General features: G+C 60.3%; 18 protein-coding genes. 3 read left to right on the top strand and 15 right to left on the bottom strand.

All coding sequences use genetic code 11. The annotated features are described in order from the left end of the window. Positions 1-40: 40 nt before the first annotated feature. The 11 genes from BLP65_RS01180 to BLP65_RS01230 form a co-directional block, all read right to left on the bottom strand. Entirely contained in the window at positions 41-775 is a 735-nt protein-coding gene (locus BLP65_RS01180; RefSeq protein ID WP_092991764.1) for a DsbC family protein, read from the bottom strand. Positions 776-915: 140 nt separating this feature from the next. Next, positions 916-1,398 (bottom strand): YajQ family cyclic di-GMP-binding protein, encoded by a 483-nt coding sequence (locus tag BLP65_RS01185; protein WP_092991766.1) that lies wholly within the window; start codon positions 1,396-1,398, stop codon positions 916-918. A 133-nt stretch (positions 1,399-1,531) separates the two neighbouring features. Further along, the gene (gene xerD / locus BLP65_RS01190) at positions 1,532-2,434 is read right to left on the bottom strand and encodes a site-specific tyrosine recombinase XerD (RefSeq protein WP_092991768.1); all 903 of its coding nucleotides are present in this window, start codon (positions 2,432-2,434) and stop codon (positions 1,532-1,534) included. Further along, positions 2,421-2,903: a methylated-DNA--[protein]-cysteine S-methyltransferase gene (locus BLP65_RS01195; protein WP_092991770.1), complete on the bottom strand. Its 483-nt coding sequence runs from the start codon at positions 2,901-2,903 to the stop codon at positions 2,421-2,423. Before BLP65_RS01195 ends, xerD begins: the two co-directional genes overlap by 14 nt. Further along, positions 2,890-4,650 carry a tetratricopeptide repeat protein gene (locus BLP65_RS01200; RefSeq protein ID WP_139181394.1) on the bottom strand — a complete coding sequence of 587 codons (1,761 nt, stop codon included), beginning with the start codon at positions 4,648-4,650 and terminating at the stop codon, positions 2,890-2,892. The genes BLP65_RS01195 and BLP65_RS01200 overlap by 14 nt, the downstream gene beginning before the upstream one ends. Before the next feature lie 85 nt (positions 4,651-4,735). After that, positions 4,736-5,080 carry a 50S ribosomal protein L19 gene (gene rplS, locus BLP65_RS01205; RefSeq protein ID WP_092991774.1) on the bottom strand — a complete coding sequence of 115 codons (345 nt, stop codon included), beginning with the start codon at positions 5,078-5,080 and terminating at the stop codon, positions 4,736-4,738. 37 nt (positions 5,081-5,117) lie between these two features. Beyond that, a complete protein-coding gene (gene trmD, locus BLP65_RS01210) occupies positions 5,118-5,876 on the bottom strand; it encodes a tRNA (guanosine(37)-N1)-methyltransferase TrmD (RefSeq protein WP_317623042.1) in 759 nt (252 codons plus the stop codon). 30 nt (positions 5,877-5,906) lie between these two features. Further along, on the bottom strand, positions 5,907-6,419 hold the full coding sequence (gene rimM, locus BLP65_RS01215; protein WP_092991778.1) for a ribosome maturation factor RimM: 513 nt from the start codon (positions 6,417-6,419) through the stop codon (positions 5,907-5,909). Positions 6,420-6,436: 17 nt separating this feature from the next. Further along, a complete protein-coding gene (gene rpsP, locus BLP65_RS01220; RefSeq protein ID WP_092991780.1) occupies positions 6,437-6,688 on the bottom strand; it encodes a 30S ribosomal protein S16 in 252 nt (83 codons plus the stop codon). Between the two features lie 164 nt (positions 6,689-6,852). Continuing rightward, on the bottom strand, positions 6,853-8,223 hold the full coding sequence (ffh, locus tag BLP65_RS01225; protein WP_092992297.1) for a signal recognition particle protein: 1,371 nt from the start codon (positions 8,221-8,223) through the stop codon (positions 6,853-6,855). A 237-nt stretch (positions 8,224-8,460) separates the two neighbouring features. Beyond that, positions 8,461-9,228, bottom strand: coding sequence for an MBL fold metallo-hydrolase (locus BLP65_RS01230; protein WP_092991782.1), 768 nt, complete (start codon positions 9,226-9,228; stop codon positions 8,461-8,463). Between the two features lie 559 nt (positions 9,229-9,787). On the opposite strand from BLP65_RS01230, the gene BLP65_RS01235 reads away from it, so the two are divergent. From BLP65_RS01235 to BLP65_RS01245, 3 genes are all read left to right on the top strand, one after another. Beyond that, positions 9,788-10,591 (top strand): cytochrome C assembly family protein, encoded by an 804-nt coding sequence (locus BLP65_RS01235; RefSeq protein WP_092991784.1) that lies wholly within the window; start codon positions 9,788-9,790, stop codon positions 10,589-10,591. A gap of 117 nt (positions 10,592-10,708) precedes the next feature. After that, positions 10,709-11,995, top strand: a complete 1,287-nt coding sequence (locus tag BLP65_RS01240) for an HlyC/CorC family transporter (RefSeq protein ID WP_092991786.1) — start codon at positions 10,709-10,711, stop codon at positions 11,993-11,995. Between the two features lie 121 nt (positions 11,996-12,116). Then, the gene (locus BLP65_RS01245) at positions 12,117-12,722 is read left to right on the top strand and encodes an FHA domain-containing protein (protein WP_092991788.1); all 606 of its coding nucleotides are present in this window, start codon (positions 12,117-12,119) and stop codon (positions 12,720-12,722) included. A 33-nt stretch (positions 12,723-12,755) separates the two neighbouring features. Here the strand turns inward: BLP65_RS01245 and radA are convergent, their stop codons facing one another. The 4 genes from radA to dnaB all read right to left on the bottom strand — a co-directional run bounded on the left by radA (position 12,756) and on the right by dnaB (position 17,161). Further along, positions 12,756-14,111, bottom strand: a complete 1,356-nt coding sequence (gene radA, locus BLP65_RS01250; RefSeq protein WP_092991790.1) for a DNA repair protein RadA — start codon at positions 14,109-14,111, stop codon at positions 12,756-12,758. Between the two features lie 74 nt (positions 14,112-14,185). After that, positions 14,186-14,629: an NUDIX hydrolase gene (locus BLP65_RS01255; protein WP_092991792.1), complete on the bottom strand. Its 444-nt coding sequence runs from the start codon at positions 14,627-14,629 to the stop codon at positions 14,186-14,188. Further along, positions 14,626-15,765, bottom strand: a complete 1,140-nt coding sequence (gene alr / locus BLP65_RS01260; RefSeq protein ID WP_317623043.1) for an alanine racemase — start codon at positions 15,763-15,765, stop codon at positions 14,626-14,628. Before alr ends, BLP65_RS01255 begins: the two co-directional genes overlap by 4 nt. Before the next feature lies 1 nt (position 15,766). Continuing rightward, positions 15,767-17,161, bottom strand: a complete 1,395-nt coding sequence (gene dnaB / locus BLP65_RS01265; RefSeq protein WP_092991796.1) for a replicative DNA helicase — start codon at positions 17,159-17,161, stop codon at positions 15,767-15,769. Positions 17,162-17,223 lie beyond the last annotated feature (62 nt).

Raw genomic sequence — 17,223 nt, forward strand, 5'->3', positions numbered from 1 at the left:
GGCTGCAATCTTTTCTCCTTGATGCCCCTGTGGTTCGTGCTCAGCGGCGGCCGGGCACTGCCGTATTGCCCTCCAGCATCGGCAGCAGCTTTTTCGGCGGCACATAACCGCCGATCAGGCGACCGTCGTCGAGGATTAGCGCCGGCGTGCCGTTGATGCCCAATTCCCGAACCAGCTTCATGTGCTCCTCGATGCCGTGATCACAATCTGCGGCCTCCACCTTGCCGCCACTCTTGGCGCTGTCCATGGCCGCTCGCGGGTCCTCGGCACACCAGATCGAAGCCATGTTCCTGAAAGTCGAAGAGCCGATCCCGGCACGAGGAAACGCCAGATAACGGATTTCGATCCCCATTTCGTTCATCTCCTCCATACCATCGTGCAACTTGCGGCAATAGGGGCAGTCGATGTCGGTAAAAACCGTCACCACGTGCTTGGCAGTACCCTTGGCCGGATAGACGATCATGGTCTCTTCATCCAGTCGGGACACTGCCGCTTTCCGTGCCGTGGAGCGGGTCTGCTCGCTGAGATTGGTATTGGATTTCAGATCGACCAGATCTCCCCGCAGCATGTACCGCCCGTCTTCGGAAAAGTAAAAGATGTCACTGCCATAAACCACCTGGTAGATCCCCGGCAGAGGCGTCTCCTCAATGGCGTCGGGAGCCTGTCCAGGCACCATCTGCGACAGGAAGGATTTGAGTTCGGCCGGAGCCGCTACGGTCAGGCCGGCGGAAGTCGTCAGCACAAGAGCGGCCAAAGACAATAGAATACGTTTCATAAAACCTCACATCGATTCGAATGATTGATTCGCTCACCACAGAGGAACACAGAGGCACCCTTGCAACGCAGCGACTCGATGGCACTTTCAGAATAAACACAGATCCACTCTCCCACGCTGGCGAGAGTGTGCTGGGCTCTTCAGTCCCGGAAATTGGTAAACTGAAGAGGCTGCCCCAAATCGGCCTGTCGCAGCATGGCCATTGCCGCCTGCAGGTCATCGCGCTTTTTACCCGTAATGCGGACCTGATCGCCCTGAATGGCTGCCTGGACCTTCAGTTTGGCCTCTTTGATCCGCTTGACGATCTGCCTGGCCAGCTCCTTGTCGATGCCTTCGTTCAGTTTGACCTCCATGTACGCACGCATTCCGCGCTCTTCCACATCGCCCTCCTTCACAAAGCCGACATCGAGACCCCGCTTGCTCATTTTCTGATAGAGAATTTCGAGTATTTGCCGGATCTGGAAATCACTCTGGGCTTCCAGAGTCAATCCGCCCTCACTCTGTTCCACTCGTGAGTCGGAGCCCTTGAAATCGAAACGATTGGCCACCTCCCGGTTGACCTGATCCACTGCATTGGTCAGCTCGTGACCGTCAATCTCGGATACCACATCAAATGAAGGCATTCACTTCATCTCCTGTCAGCAGGAACAAGAAAATAGTAACGGCAGAGGCGCAAACAGCCCAGCGCTTCAGTATATGCAAACCTTACGGGGCAACAAGCGACACCACCTTTGAATCCATACAGGCCAGTCGCAACTATCCGCGAGGATGGTGTTCCGCATGCAGGGACTTCAGTCGCTCCCGTGCCACATGGGTGTAGATCTGGGTCGTTGAGAGACTACTGTGCCCGAGCAGTAACTGAACCACCCGCAGATCCGCGCCGTGATTAATAAGATGGGTGGCAAAGGCATGGCGCAGGGTGTGGGGCGACAGGGTTTTTTCGATCCCCGCCTGCAGGGCATAGCGTTTGATGTGCTGCCAGAAGGCCTGGCGAGTCATCCCCCGGCCGCGTCGGGTCGGGAACAGAGCGGTTCCTGTCGCCTGGGCTATCAGCTGCGGCCGTCCATGACGGACAAAGCGCTCCACCCACGTCAGAGCTTCTTCGCCAAGCGGCACCAGCCGCTCCTTGCCGCCCTTGCCGAGCACCCGCACAAGACCCTGTTGCAGATTGACCTGAGCCATCTCCAGGCTCACCAGTTCGGAGACCCTCAGACCACTGGCGTAGAGGACCTCCAGCATGGCCCGGTCGCGCAGACCCAGGACACTCCCCGCATCGGGTGCCGTCAGCAGCGCCTCCACCTCCGGCTCGGTCAGAGATTTCGGCAGCCCCCTGCCGAGTTGCGGTGCATCGATTTGCGCCGAAGGGTCTACATCCAACCGTCCCTCGCGAACCAGATAACGGAAGAACCGGCGCAGGCTGGAACGCAGCCGGGCGATACTGCTAGGTCGGGCGCCCGATTCCGTTCTCCGGTGCATGTACTCCAGCAAGTCGCCTTTACCGGCGGTCAGCAAATCGCACCCCTTTCCGTTCAACCATCGGGCGAGATGCAGCAGGTCACTGCGATAGGCGGCCAGGGTATTTTCACTCAATCCGCGCTCCAGCCAGAGTGCATCGAGAAAATTCTCGACTTGAGCAGTGTCGCCATCAGACGCTTTCATGCTTTAGCAACCAGGCCTTCAACTCCAGCGGGGGTCCATCAACCGCCCCCATAAACCCTCCCGGTCCAGAGACCGAAACGACCCGATGGCAAGGTACCACCAGCGCTACCGGATTGGCCCGGCAAGCACCGGCGACCGCTCGTGATGCGGTGCGTAGCTGCCCGGCCAGTTCACCGTAGCTGCGGGTCTGGCCGACCGGTATTGCCGACATCAACTCACGAACCCGAGCCTGAAACGGTGTTCGCGCAGGGGCCAGAGGGATCCGCCGCAGGGTTGTGTGTGGATCTTGGAAGTAGTCCGTCAACAGCTCGGCGATACGTTGCACTTCCGGCCTTCCGGATGCGACCAGAGGCGTTCGTGGGGGAAGGAAATCAAGTGTCGACAGCCGGCCCGCCTGCAAGCCAAACCCCACGCGCCAGCTCCCCGGCAGCGGAGTGGAGATCACCGCATCGAAGCTAATCGCCGACATAGGAGGGAGCTTTGCGCAACCGCAACTGTTCCAATTCCCGAGCGAGGACGGCCCGCCGCTGCGATGACTCGGTGACCTTCAGCAACTGACGGTAAATGACTTCGGCATCGGCGAACAGGCCGGACTCGGACAGCGCCTTGGCCGCCTCGTAGCGTGCGGTCTGGGCCCACGGGTCCATGGACTCAACACCAGGCAGGATGGCCGATTGCAGATAGAGACGGGCGGCGACGCGCAGATTTCCCTGGGCCTTGCGGGAGTCGGCCATCCAGTAGAGCAACTCGCGCTGCAGACGAGGATGTGTGGTCTTGGTGTAAAGGGTCTGAAACAGGTCATAGGCGGCATCATGGCGACCCAGGGTCTGCAAGTCGAAGATCACTTGCACGAACCGATCCAGCAGGACGGTTTCCAGTCCGGCGGCGCGACCGGCCATTTCGGTAAGCACCGCTTCGCCGCGCTGATACTCCCCACCCAGAAGGAAAATCTTGGCGCGGCGCAACTCCCACATGGCTTTGCCCTTTTCCGTTGCCGGTGGCCTCAGCCCCTTCATCAGCTTCGCAGCCTCGGCGAGATCGGAACGGGCTACCGCACGATCGGCGAGTATTCGCCGAATGGTGGCCGGGATTTCTACAGCCGTGCCAAACCGGTCCGACTGCCGATAAAGCGCATGTAGAACCTGATCACCCGAGGGCAACGAAGTAATGTTTTCGGCCAGGCGCTCAAGTGCATGTTCCCGCACTGCGCCGCTGCGCGCCTCCAGCGACAACAGAACGTATATCGAGCGGGCCCGAATCGGAAACTTGCGGCTATCGGTTGCCGCGAGGCGTTGCCAGGCGGCATCATCGCCCATCAACAGCTGCTCCCGATTGCCAACTTGCCGGGCATAATCCAGATAGGCCTCCCAGAGCCGATCACTATCCACCCTGACCAGTCCCCGCAAAGCGCTGCCATCGCGCCCTTGCGCAACGAGGGGCTCGAGCCCCTGGATCAGGGCGGCGGAATCGTTGTCGGCAGCCGCCGCTTCGATCGCGACACCACGCCAATACAACCGGGCCTCGTCCTGTTCACCGCTATCGACTCGTCTCGCTGCCTCCGCAGCAATCTGCCCGGGTTCGGCTCCGCTGCGCAGGCGCGCCAGGGCCAGCAATGCCTGCCCCGCAGAGTCGTCGGTGCCTGTAAGTTCCGCCGCCGCATCCGCCGGCCGGCCGGCTCCAAGCAGGACTCGGGCCCGCAGGAGAGCATCTTCCGTTCCGCCGTCCCTGTATTCCTGACGGTGACGCAACATGGCAATATAGGCGTCGTCCGGCCGTCCTTCGACGATGTAGCTGCGAATGACCAGTTGGCGCCACCGTCGCAGCTCCTCGGCACCTCCCGCCCGCTGCCAAATCCGCTCCGCCAGCTCCTGCCGCGCCGCAACGGCTTCTCCGGCGTGGAGCAATGCCTGCACCCGCTCGGTGGCGGCCCAGTTGCTGTAGGCTGGCGGCACACCATCCGGGATGACTTTCAGCTCCGCAGCCAGTTCCTCCCACGCGCCCTGCCGCCGAAGGATAGCGGCTCGTTTTCGTTGCCAGACGCTCCAGGCTTCGGGGTCGTCCGCCACGTTCGGCTGACTTCGATCAAGCACCGACAGGGCCAGCTGCGGGGCTCCCGCCCGAGCCAGTCTCGCCGCGTCGTCGAGGGCCGATGTGTCCACCGCCATTACCGTCCCTGTCAGCATCAGCAAGACGAAAAAAAAGCGGACGCCTCCCATCGGGTGACGTCCGCTTTTTTGATCGGTGCGCCGAGATACGGAGAAGCCGTCTCCCATCATATCCTCGACCAATCCGACCGGTCGTTTACAACTTTTCCTTGATCCGTGCTGCCTTGCCGGTCCGGCCGCGCAGGTAGTACAGCTTGGCCTGACGTACGACGCCGCGGCGCTTGACCGTAATCTCCTGAAGCTGCGGACTGTACGTCTGAAACGCACGCTCCACACCCTCACCGCTAGACATCTTGCGCAGCGTAAAAGCCGAATTGAGTCCGCGGTTGCGCTTGGCGATGCAGACACCTTCAAAAGCCTGCAGGCGTTCGCGCTCGCCTTCCCTTACCCGTACCTGAACCACAACCGTATCGCCCGGGCCGAACTCGGGCACCTCGCGGTTCATCTGCTCCGCTTCGAGTTGTTCGATGATCTTGCTCATTTGCTCGCTCCCGGAATGAGTCCGTAAACTGTTAATTTCAATGCTTTCGTGCCTCCCGGCGATACTCCGCCAGGAGCGCGCGCTGTTCTTCGTCCAGCTCCACCTGTTCCAGCAGGTCCGGCCGCCGTTCCCAGGTCCGTCCCAGTGCCTGCTTGAGGCGCCAGCGCTCAATAGCGGCATGGTCGCCGGAACGCAGTACCTCCGGTACTTCCCGACCGGTGATCTTCTCCGGTCGGGTGTAGTGCGGACAATCCAGCAGTCCGTCACTGAACGAATCCTGTTCTGCCGAATCGCTGTGACCGAGGACACCCGGAATCAGACGCGTCACCGCGTCGATCACCACCATGGCGCCAAGCTCGCCCCCTGAGAGGACGTAGTCACCGATCGACAGCTCTTCGTCCACTTCGGCCTCGATAAAGCGCTCATCAATGCCTTCGTAGCGCCCGGCAACCAGAATCAGGTGCTCTTCCTGCACCAACTCCCGCACATGCGACTGCGTCAATGGCCGGCCCTGCGGCGACAGACAGATAACCCGCCCACTGCCACTGGTGCGACGGATATCCTGCAGACACTCGTGCAGCGGCGGATAAATCATCACCATCCCCGGGCCGCCGCCATAAGGGCGATCGTCCACCGTACGGTGCCGGTCGTCAGTATAGTTGCGCGGATTCCAGAGCCCCAACTGCAACAGGTCACGTTCGACCGCGCGCCCGGTAACACCGAAGCCACTGACCGCGCCGAACATCTCCGGAAACAGCGTCATGACGTCGATCCGCATGTTAGTGCACTGTTGCATGCTTGGCGATGGTTTCAGAGCGACAGTACACTAGAACTCCGGATCCCAGTCGACGGTCAGGCATCCGCCTTCCAGATCCACGCCAGTGACCACCTCATCGACAAACGGGATCAGCCGTTCCCGCTCACCGGCGACCACCAGTACGTCGTTGGCCCCCGTCTCCATCAGGTGGTCGACTCGCCCCAGCGGTTTGCCGCCTACGGTCTTCACCTCAAGGCCGATCAAATCCGACCAGTAATATTCTCCCGGTTCCGGTCTCGGCAGTTGCTCTCGTGTGATGGCGATATCGGCGCCTATTAGCGCCCGCGCCTCATCACGATCATCGCAACCCTCCAGGAAGGCGACGACTGCCTTACCGTGCCGCCGCCCCTTGAGCAGCGAATGCCGAACCCACCGATCACCCTCACGCAGATACCAGGACGAGTAGTTCAGAATATTCTCGCGCGGTTGCGTGTGTGAGAATACCTTTACCCAACCCCCGACACCGTAGAGGCCGGATACCCGGCCCAACAGTACGTAGCTATCCGGGTCTGCATTGCCCATGGGGGCGCTGTCCGGTCTTACGCGGCGGCTGCTGCGCTCTGCTTAATCAGGTCGGCCACGCGATCGGAGGCCTTGGCACCCTTCGACAGCCAGTAATCGACCCGCTCACGATCGAGGCGAATCCGCTCTTCCTTACCGTTCGCCACCGGGTTGAAAAAGCCGAGGCGTTCGATAAAACGGCCGTCCCTGCGGTTGCGACTGTCGGTCACGACGATGCTGTAAAAAGGGCGCTTCTTGGCGCCGCCGCGAGCTAAACGAATGGTTACCATTCTCGCTAGATCCTCGTCTCCAAAAACAAACGGGGCCGCCTTCGGCGACCCGCCAGAACCCTAAGAAGCCGGGTATTATACGACACGCAGCGGTGAGTTGCTAGTCGCAGATTAGTAGCGAGTAGCTAGTGACTAGTTGCTAGGAACCCACTCGCTACTCGCCACTAAAAAGGAGGCATTCCGGGCGGCATGCCGCCACCGCCTTTGAGACCCCGCATCATCTTGGCCATGCCACCTTTTTTCTTCATGCGCTTCATCATCTTCTGCATCTGCGCGAACTGCTTGAGCAGGCGATTCACTTCCTGCACCTGCGTGCCGGAGCCGTTTGCGATCCGACGCTTGCGGGAGCCTTTGATGAGGTCCGGTTTGCGCCGTTCGAAGGGCGTCATGGAGCCGATAATGGCCTCCATGCGGCGGAATTCCTTGTCGTTGACCTGCTTTTTGGCCGCATCCGGTACACCGGACATTCCAGGCAGCTTGTCCATCAGACCGGCCACTCCGCCCATACTACCGAGCTGCTGAAGCTGTTGGCGGAAGTCTTCCAGGTCGAAGCCCTGACCTTTTTTGAACTTGGTGGCGAGTTTCTCTGCCTTGTCGTGGTCGACCGTGCGCTGGACTTCCTCGACCAGCGAAACGACATCGCCCATATCCAGAATACGCGAGGCCACCCGATCCGGGTGGAACGGCTCCAGGGCCGTCGTCTTCTCGCCAACACCCAGAAATTTGATCGGCCGGCCGGTGATATGCCGAACCGACAGTGCCGCACCGCCACGTGCGTCACCGTCCGTCTTGGTCAACACCACGCCGGTCAGCGGCAGGGCATCGCCAAAGGCCTTCGCGGTATTGGCGGCGTCCTGGCCGGTCATGCTGTCGACCACGAAGAGAGTCTCGACCGGGGCTACCGTTTCGTGCAGGCGGCGGATTTCGCCCATCATCGACTCGTCGATGTGGAGGCGGCCCGCGGTATCGACGATCACCACGTCGATGAGCTTTTTGCGGGCGTGTTCAACGGCGCTGCGTGCGATAGCAACCGGGTCCTGGTCGGTCGAGCTGGGGTAGAATTCGACCTCGACCTCCCGCGCCAGGGTCTCCAGCTGGTCGATGGCGGCAGGACGATAGACGTCGGTGCTTACTACGAGGACCGATTTTTTTCGCTGCTCACGCAGAAAGCGCGCCAGCTTGGCGGTACTGGTGGTCTTACCGGAGCCCTGAAGGCCCGCCATCAGTACCACGGCCGGAGGTTGAACGTTGAGCTGGAGGTCCTCGTTGGCCTCGCCCATGATCGACACCAACTCGTCATTGACGATCTTGACCAGGGCCTGGCCGGGCGTGAGACTCTCCAGAACGTCCTTGCCGACGGCGCGCTCACGCACATGATTGACGAACTCTTTCACTACCGGCAGGGCGACATCCGCCTCCAGCAGAGCCATGCGCACCTCACGCATGGTGTCCTTGATGTTCTCCTCGGTCAGTCGACCGGTCCCGCGGAGATTACGCAGGGTCTTGGAAAGTCGTTCAGTGAGGTTTTCGAACATAACAGCCAGCCGCATCATGGGAACGGTGCCAATCGGTGTTGGGACCGGCCCGGAAAAGAACTATCCCGAAGATTTCATGAATTCGTGCCGAGAGATCGCCGCAGGATATTGGATCTCCCAAGAAAAATTTTCGAAGGAGAAGGCGTATCGGTGATTACGGCCGACTGAGAAAATATCTCCCGCGGATCACCAAGACAAGCGAGATCGGTGCAAATTCATGAAATCTTCGAGCGATCATTATAACGTAAAAATCTCTCCGCCCAACAACTGCTCGAGCTTGCGGTCGGAAATCACCGCCCGACACTCGTCCATAATCTGACGCTCTTCACCGGGCTTGGCATGGGAGAGGTAGACCGCGGGACGGTGGTTTAGTTTGATCAGGTCCTCGGCAAGTATATTCGGGCAGTAGTGACGGGCCTGCCGGCAAAGCTCCTGCCGCGCATTGGAGAAGGCACACTCCACGATGAGCAGGTCCAGCCGCTCCAGCCCGTTGAGGGCCTTCCAGAGCGTATTGTTGCTGGTGGTGTCGCCGCTGAACGCGAAAACGCCGCCGTCCCGGGCGGTAACGATATAGCCGACCGTGGGCACGACATGATTGACCGGCACCATCCGGAAGCGCCGCCCCTCCAGCACCACTTCTTCGTCCGGTTTCATCGGGACGTAGCGCAGTACCGGGCTATCGGGATGCGGAAGGCTGGTGAAATCGGGCCAGACCACCCAGTTGAACATATGTTCACGAAGCGCACTGATGGTTTCGGGCAGGGCATGCACGGTAATTGGTTCATCGGCCCGATCGAACATGCTGTCCAGCAGCAACGGGATCGCATGGACATGGTCAAGATGGGAGTGGGTCAGTACGATGTGTTTAATCCGTTCCATCTCACGGAGGGTTAAATCGCCAACGCCGCTACCGGCATCGATGAGGACGTCGTCATCAACGAGAAAGGAAGTGGTCCGGTGACCAGCAGCGATACCGCCGCTGCAGCCTAAAATCCGCAGTTGCATCAGGTTCTCCGGAGGCCTTTCTCTATTTCACTTAAATTTTGTGCCTGTTCGGCGCTTTTCGGGGCCACGCCGGGGAGTTTTCGTCTCGACCTGCTCTTTGTAGCATGTTTGTGCAAACAGCAACAAACGCTGAATGGCAATTCCGAGAACCGCGGCACTGGCTAACTGTCGATAAAAACGGAAGGGACCGCGAGTTTGTGGAGGATTTGGCACTTTAAGGGCACTTCTAATAATCCAACGCGGATTTCGTTGTGCCCAAAATCGCCGAGTACAAGACGCGCTGCGCAGCGCAATGGCCGGCCCTTGTCAAGCAGCGCAACGCCGTAATCGGCGATTTTGGACGCAACCCTTCGGGCTCGGGCCGTTTTGTCCGCTGACTGCGTTGCAGCTCGCTCATGTAGAGCCACTACACGTCGCTCGCTGCGCCTTGCACAGCGAACAAAACGGCCGCGAGCGAAACCGTGTTGGATTATTAGAAGTGCCCTTTTAATGAGCCAAGCCCATTCACGTGACCCGCCGGTTGTGAGAACATTTGTCTTCTTTTCAAAAGCGTACATGAATGGATACGGTTCTGGTCATAGTAGCTCTGGTCTTTTATCTGGGTGCCGCCGGACTCTTGGCACAGCGCATGGCGCGCGGCTCCCAAGCCGGAAAGCAAAGCAAACGCCTGCCCCTCATTCTGGGGTTCGGTGCCGTGTTTGCCCATGCAATCGTCCTTTATGGGGCGCTGCTCGGTCCCGAGGCCCTCAACCTCTCGTTCTTCAATGTGCTCTCGCTGGCTGGCTGGCTTATCGCCCTCCTCATACTCCTGTCTGCCCTGGGGCAACCCGTGGAGAACCTGGCGATAGCCATTTTTCCGATTGCCACCCTGGGGCTGCTGGCACAAATACTCGCGCCAGTAAACCCTACCTTTCTGCCCCGAACCCCGGTGGGCCTGGAGATCCATATCCTGCTTTCCCTGGCATCGTACAGCCTGCTGGCGATCGCCGCATTGCAGTCAATGCTGCTCGCGCTGCAGGATCGGCAGCTGCGCAACCGGCGTCCGGGAGGCTTTATTCGAGCACTTCCTCCGCTTGAGACCATGGAGATACTGCTTTTCCGGCTCATTGGCGTGGGTTATCTGCTGCTGACGTTTTCTCTTATCAGTGGTGCGCATTACCTGGAAAACATCTTTGCCCAGCATCTGGTGCACAAGACCGTACTTTCCATCACCGCCTGGGTCGTGTTTGCTGTACTGATATGGGGGCGGCTGCAGTACGGTTGGCGCGGGCGCACGGCCATTCGCTGGACACTGGGCGGGTTCATGGTGCTCGTACTGGCCTATTTCGGCAGCAAACTGGTGCTGGAGCTGGTGCTTCGCTAGTGAGTCCATGCGGGAAATAGTGTGACACTCAGAGCCCCGCATGGACCACTAGGTTGACACGGACCGGTCGACCCCTTAGTAATAACCTATCGAGTTTGAGTCGAGGCTTTTACCCTTTTGTTAAACAACATCCCGATCGGCGCCCTGTTCGGCGCCCTCGTCTTTCTTGTCATCCTCTCCGCGTTTTTCTCCGGTTCCGAAACAGGCCTCATCAGCCTCAATCGTTATCGGCTGCGGCATATGGCGAAGAGCGGTCACCCCGGAGCAGTGCGAGCCAGCCGCCTGCTGAAACGTCCGGACCGGCTGATCGGACTCATTCTGCTCGGCAACAACTTCGTGAACATTCTCGCTTCGGCGCTGGCAACCATCGTCGCCATACGGCTGGTGGGCGAAGCGGGTCCCCTGGTGGCTACGGCAGTGCTGACCGTCGTCATCCTGCTGTTTGCCGAAGTCACCCCCAAGACCGTGGCTGCGCTGCACCCGGAACGGATTGCTTTCCCCGCAAGCTTCATACTCGGTCCGCTGCTGAAGGCATTCTATCCGCTGGTGTGGCTTATCAACATCATCGCGAATGGCCTGCTGCGGCTACTCGGCGTTTCCACGCGGGACGTAGACAGCTCCCATCTCTCCTCCGAAGAGCTTCGGACCGTAGTGAATGAAGCGGGCACAATGATTCCACGCCGGCACCAGAAGATGCTGCTCAATATCCTGGATCTCGAAAAGGCGACCGTGGAGGACATCATGATTCCACGCAACGAGATTGCCGGCATCGATCTGGAAGATGAGTGGACCGACATTGTCGATCAGCTGACCAACAGCCAGCACACCCGCCTGCCGGTCTACCGGGGCGGTATCGACAATGTGGTGGGCATCGTCCATCTGCGAGACCTTCTCGCCCTGCAGCAGCACAGTGAACTGGACATGGAGCGCTTTATGGACCGGATCCGCGAGGTCTATTTCATTCCTGAAGCCACTCGTCTCAATACACAGCTACTGAATTTTCAAAAGCAGCGGCATCGCATGGGTCTGGTAGTGGATGAATATGGTGATATCCAGGGTCTGGTCACCCTCGACGATATCCTTGAAGAGATCGTCGGTGAATTCACCACCGATCCCGGCACCACCCTCAAGGAGATCCATCCCCAGGAAGACGGGACCTATCTGGTGGACGGCAGCGCCAATGTGCGGGAACTGAATCGCATCATGAACTGGTCCCTCCCGACGGAGGGTGCCAAGACCCTCAATGGCATGTTGATCGAGTATCTGGAGACCATCCCCGAGCCGGGCACCAGCGTACTGCTGAACGACTATCCCCTGGAAGTGGTACAGACGGGGGCCAGCGCCATCAAAACCGTACGTGTGGATCCACTCTACCGAAAGCGCCGCCACAAGGGCATCGAGTAGCGGGGCCTACCTCCTAGCAGGAAAAATGCGCCACTGGTCACATCGCCTTGTAGAGGCCCTACACCCGGGCCTCCACAAGGCCTATAATGGCGCGGCCAATCAATAGATTTTGGAGCAATCCGTGTCCAGACTGACCCTCTCGTTCAAGGGCAAGATGTTGAAGATCTTCCCTCTCGAAAAGGACGAGGTGGTCATCGGCAGTTCACCCGATTGCGACATCACCATCGACAGCCTGGCGATACATGAGCAGCACGCTCTTCTGGGCCGTAGCGGTAACGGCTGGCAACTCAAGGACCTGAACAGCCCCGGCGGCACCTTCGTCAACGGGGAGAAGATTGACGAAAGGGCCCTTGAAAGCGGTGACGAGATAGGTATCGGCAAGCATACGCTGGAAGCGGACTTTGATATCCCCATGCCGGAGACGGTCGCCGATAACGACCTGACGCCGGAGACGCCCCGCAGAGCGAAAAGCGCCTGGCTACAGTTGCTGAACGGCCACAACGTCGGCAAGACCATCAGCCTGAACCGAAACCTCACAAATCTCGGCAAACCCGGCGTGCAGACAGCCGTGATCGCCCGGCGTAACGAAGGCTTTTTTCTCTCCCACCTGGAAGGCGATCACCCGCCGGAGGTCAACAACACCTCGATCGGCGATCATAGCTGGCGTCTGGAAGATGGCGATACCATCCAGATCGGCAATGTGAAACTGCAGTTCTATCTGCAATAGGGCGCGAATCCCTGATGGGCGTTTTATGGCCCACTACAGCGCATCGAGTGCCTCGGAAAGTCGCGCGACACCCACCACTTCGATGCCTTCCATCGCTTTTTTGGGGGTGTTGGCAGCGGGCACTATCGCGCGGGTAAACCCATGCTTGGCCGCTTCCCGCAGTCGGTCCTCACCGTTAGGCACCGGGCGGATTTCACCGGCCAGCCCTACTTCCCCGAACGTTACCAGCTTCTCCGGTAAAGGCCGATCTCGCAGGCTGGAGAGGATCGCCAGCAGCAGCGCCAAATCGGCACCCGTCTCGGTGACCCGCACCCCGCCAACCACATTGACGAAAACGTCCTGATCGTAAGTGGCAACGCCGCCATGGCGATGCAGGACGGCCAGCAGAATGGCCAATCGATTTTGCTCCAGCCCCACAGTAACCCGGCGGGGATTGGACAGGTGGCTTTCGTCCACCAAAGCCTGTACCTCGGCCAGCAGCGGCCGGCTGCCCTCGAGGGTTACCATCACCGCCGAGCCGGAGATGGGACTTTGATGACGTGAGAGAAAGATGGCGGACGGATTCGAGACGTCTTTCAAGCCCGTTTCGCCCATGGCGAAGACACCGAGCTCGTTGACCGCACCGAAACGGTTCTTGAAGGCGCGGATGACACGGAAGCGGCTGCCGCTCTGCCCCTCGAAATAGAGCACAGTGTCCACCATATGCTCCAGTACCCGAGGGCCTGCCAGCTGTCCGTCCTTGGTGACATGTCCCACCAGGAACAGCGCCGCTCCACTCTCCTTTGCATACCGCACCAGTTGTGCGGCGCTTTCGCGAACCTGACCTACCGCGCCGGGGGCCGACTGAAGCGTCTCGGTGTACATGGTCTGAATGGAGTCGATAACCAGTACCTGGGGCCGGTGCTGCTGTGCCGTAGCGAGCACCGCCTCGACACGGGTCTCGGGAAGGATCTGGAGACGCTCCGCGGCCAGGTTCAGTCGCTGGGCCCGCAGACTCACCTGCTGAGGTGACTCTTCGCCGCTTACATAGAGTGTCGCGTTCCGCTGGCTGAGGCTGGCCAACGTCTGTAGCAGCAGGGTGGATTTTCCGATGCCGGGATCGCCCCCCAGAAGCACCACCGAGCCGGGCACCAGGCCGCCGCCGAGCACACGATCGAATTCGCCACTTCCGGTCAGGGTCCGTGCCACATGATCTGCCGGCACATCGGAAAGCCGCTGTACCCGCGCCGGTCCGGCGGCACCGGCATAGCCCCGGTGGCGTATCGGGGCAGAGACCTCGACATCCTCCTCGAGCGTATTCCAGTCGCCGCAATCGGCACACTGCCCTGCCCATTTCGGGGCCTGGGCGCCGCAACTGCGACAGCTGAAAACCGTTTTTGCCTTGGCCAAAATTCCTCCTGAACACCTGAATGGCTAAGCGGGAACCTGAGAGTATGTCCCTGTAATGCCCTCGACAGCCCCGCTCACCGAGGTGACGAAGCGACTTCGGTCGGGTAGAGGGTGGCGAGACAGTGTCGGGTGTACCAGTTCAACGCAAGACGCTGCAATCGCGACAGGTTTACCCAGGCCGCATCCTCGGCATCGCTGGCGGCGCGAGGCTCCCCGGCGATGTATTCACCCCGCAGATCGATAACCACGTAATGAACGCCGGGGGTTTTCCCCTTGGCCGGCTCGATATACTCGAAGGTGTAGACCGGTTCGTTCGCACGGATGGTCACGCCGGTCTCTTCCATCAGTTCACGCTCTGCGGCGGCAGCCAGGGTCTCGCCCCACTCGACCCGTCCGCCGGGAATGGCCCACTCTCCCTGATAAGGTGGTCGCTTCCTTTTCACCAACAACACCGCATCGGCCCGGCGAACCACGGCACCCACCCCAAGGATTGGCGACTTCTTCGGGCTTTGGGTCATCCGTCGGCGCCGACTTCCTCGCAGCGCACCCGTTGGGTCACACCGCAAAGTAGCTCATAGGCTATGGTCCCGGCACGCTCCGCAATGACCTCGGCAGGCAGCCCCTCGCCCCAGAGCACCACCGGATCACCCACCCTGGCCTGTGGCTGGCCCCGAAGATCGACCGTGATCATGTCCATCGAAACGCGTCCAATCAACGGCACCTGTTTGCCATTGACCAGCACGGGTGTACCGGACGGGGCATGCCGAGGGTAGCCGTCACCGTAGCCGATGGCCACGACACCGACCGGAAGGGCCTCCGGCGCGCGCCAGGTTCCTCCGTAACCCACGAATTCCCCCTTGGAGATGTGATTGACGGCAATGAGTTCGGAGTGGAGCGTCATCGCCGGGCGCAGCTTGGTTTCGGGGCCCCGTCCTTCCAGAAAAGGTGAAATGCCGTAGAGCATCACTCCGGGACGTATCCACTCCGCGTGAGTTTCCGGCCAACCCAGTACACCGGCGGAATTGGCGATTGCCCGTTCACCCGGCAATCCCTCAACCGATTCCTCGAAGAGGGCGAGCTGTCGGAGTGTGGCCGGATGGCTGCGGTCGTCAGCGCAGGCCAAGTGGGTCATGAACCCCACCACCTCGACGCCCTCCAGCGCATTCAGCCGGCGCCAGGTGCCTCGGGTGGCTCCCGGCGCAAAACCCAGCCGATGCATGCCCGTATCCACCTTGATCCACACCCGCACCGGCCCCGGAAAATGGCTACGCTCCAGGGCGTCCACCTGAGACGCCTCGTGGAGCACGGCCTCGAAACGGTACGCCCGGAGCAGCGGGATCTCATCGGCTCGAAAAAACCCTTCCAAAAGGGTAATAGGCGCCTCGATGCCGGCCGTGCGCAGGGCCAGGGCTTCGTTGATGCAGGCGACCCCCAGGGCATCGGCGCCCTGCAGTGCCGTGGCCACCCGCTCAAGGCCGTGGCCGTAGCCATTGGCCTTGATGGCCGCCATGACCTTGGCACGGGGTGCGGTAATGCGGGCGATGGACAGGTTATGCCGAAGCGCCCCCAGGTCGATCGTCACCCGCGTTGCACGGCCCACAACGGCGTCAGTGGCGGATACGCCCGCTGCTGACTGTGAGGTGCCAGCGATCACCTCAATGCCCTCCGGGCGCGCCGTAATCGTTGCCCGCGAAGTTGGCAAACTGGGTGTACTGGCCAAGGAAGGCCACACGCACGGTCCCGATGGGACCATTACGCTGCTTGCCGATGATAATTTCGGCAGTGCCCTTGTCGGCACTGTCTTCGTTGTAGACCTCGTCGCGATAGATGAAGGCAATTACGTCCGCATCCTGCTCGATGGCTCCGGACTCACGCAGATCCGACATCACCGGCCGCTTGTTGGGACGCTGCTCCAGGCTGCGGTTCAGCTGGGAAAGGGCAATCACCGGGACATTGAGTTCCTTGGCAAGACCCTTCAGAGAGCGGGAGATCTCGGAGATCTCGGTGGCCCGGTTTTCACCACCGCCGACCACCTGCATCAATTGCAGGTAATCGATGACGATCAGCCCCAGGCCATGCTCACGGGCAAGACGCCGGGCACGAGCCCGCAGATCAGTGGGCGTGAGCCCGGGCGTATCGTCGATATAGATGGGAGCTTCAGAGAGAATACCGACCGCCGAGGTCAGCCGCGGCCAGTCGTCATCACCCAACTTGCCGGTACGGACCTTGTGCTGATCGATGCGGCCCAGAGAGGACATCATGCGCATGGCCAGTTGCTCGCCAGGCATCTCCATGGAGAAAATGGCCACCGGCACCTGGTGTTTGATCGCCGCATTCTCGGCGATATTCATTGCGAAGGTCGTCTTGCCCATCGAGGGACGACCGGCCACGATAATCAAGTCGGAGCGCTGCAGACCCGAAGTCTTGTCATCGAAGTCGGTGAAACCGGTGGGCACGCCGGTGATGGCGTTGTCCTGGCTGAACAGATAATCGATGCGGTCGACTGCGTTAACCAGCAGTTCCTTGATGTTCTTGAAACCGGCCCGGTCGCGATTGCCCTGGTCAGCGATCTCAAAAACACGCTTCTCCGCCTGATCGAGCAGTTCATGAACCGGACGTCCTTCCGGATGATAGCCACTGTCGGCGATGGTGTTTGCAACATCGATAAGCTGGCGCAACACCGAACGCTCACGAACGATGTTCGCGTAGGACTTGATGTTGGCGGCACTGGGGGTATTGCTGGCAAGGGAACCCAGGTAAGCGATGCCGCCTAGCTGTTCGAGCTCCCCCTGATTGTCCAGCCACTCTGCCAGAGTGACTACGTCAAAGGGTTTGGCCTCTTCTGCCAGACGACGGATTGCCTGGAATATCAGACGGTGGTCACGACGGTAAAAATCGGCGTCGCTGACCCGGTCGGCCACCTTATCCCACGCCCCGTTGTCGAGCATGAGACCGCCGAGGACCGACTGTTCGGCCTCAATCGAGTGCGGAGGGACTTTCAGCGCCGCGGTGGCGTCATCGCGGACGAATGGTGCTGCACTTTCCTGCATGGGCATAAACCAGAATCACACCCGGAGGACGGGGTCACCAGAATGCCGGGAAATCCGCCTCA

It is taken from the genome of Thiohalomonas denitrificans, assembly GCF_900102855.1.
GTDB classification, from domain to species: Bacteria; Pseudomonadota; Gammaproteobacteria; order Thiohalomonadales; family Thiohalomonadaceae; genus Thiohalomonas; species Thiohalomonas denitrificans.

What these genes read in the sequence shown, in the direction of transcription:
- BLP65_RS01235 (WP_092991784.1), top strand. Translation starts at nt 9,788, where the DNA reads ATGGATACGGTTCTGGTCATAGTAGCTCTGGTCTTTTATCTGGGTGCC.
- rimM (WP_092991778.1), bottom strand. Translation starts at nt 6,419, where the DNA reads ATGGGCAATGCAGACCCGGATAGCTACGTACTGTTGGGCCGGGTATCC.
- BLP65_RS01200 (WP_139181394.1), bottom strand. Translation starts at nt 4,650, where the DNA reads ATGGGAGGCGTCCGCTTTTTTTTCGTCTTGCTGATGCTGACAGGGACG.
- BLP65_RS01230 (WP_092991782.1), bottom strand. Translation starts at nt 9,228, where the DNA reads ATGCAACTGCGGATTTTAGGCTGCAGCGGCGGTATCGCTGCTGGTCAC.
- xerD (WP_092991768.1), bottom strand. Translation starts at nt 2,434, where the DNA reads ATGAAAGCGTCTGATGGCGACACTGCTCAAGTCGAGAATTTTCTCGAT.
- BLP65_RS01180 (WP_092991764.1), bottom strand. Translation starts at nt 775, where the DNA reads ATGAAACGTATTCTATTGTCTTTGGCCGCTCTTGTGCTGACGACTTCC.
- ffh (WP_092992297.1), bottom strand. Translation starts at nt 8,223, where the DNA reads ATGTTCGAAAACCTCACTGAACGACTTTCCAAGACCCTGCGTAATCTC.
- BLP65_RS01185 (WP_092991766.1), bottom strand. Translation starts at nt 1,398, where the DNA reads ATGCCTTCATTTGATGTGGTATCCGAGATTGACGGTCACGAGCTGACC.
- BLP65_RS01195 (WP_092991770.1), bottom strand. Translation starts at nt 2,903, where the DNA reads ATGTCGGCGATTAGCTTCGATGCGGTGATCTCCACTCCGCTGCCGGGG.
- rpsP (WP_092991780.1), bottom strand. Translation starts at nt 6,688, where the DNA reads ATGGTAACCATTCGTTTAGCTCGCGGCGGCGCCAAGAAGCGCCCTTTT.
- BLP65_RS01255 (WP_092991792.1), bottom strand. Translation starts at nt 14,629, where the DNA reads ATGACCCAAAGCCCGAAGAAGTCGCCAATCCTTGGGGTGGGTGCCGTG.
- dnaB (WP_092991796.1), bottom strand. Translation starts at nt 17,161, where the DNA reads ATGCAGGAAAGTGCAGCACCATTCGTCCGCGATGACGCCACCGCGGCG.
- trmD (WP_317623042.1), bottom strand. Translation starts at nt 5,876, where the DNA reads ATGCAACAGTGCACTAACATGCGGATCGACGTCATGACGCTGTTTCCG.
- rplS (WP_092991774.1), bottom strand. Translation starts at nt 5,080, where the DNA reads ATGAGCAAGATCATCGAACAACTCGAAGCGGAGCAGATGAACCGCGAG.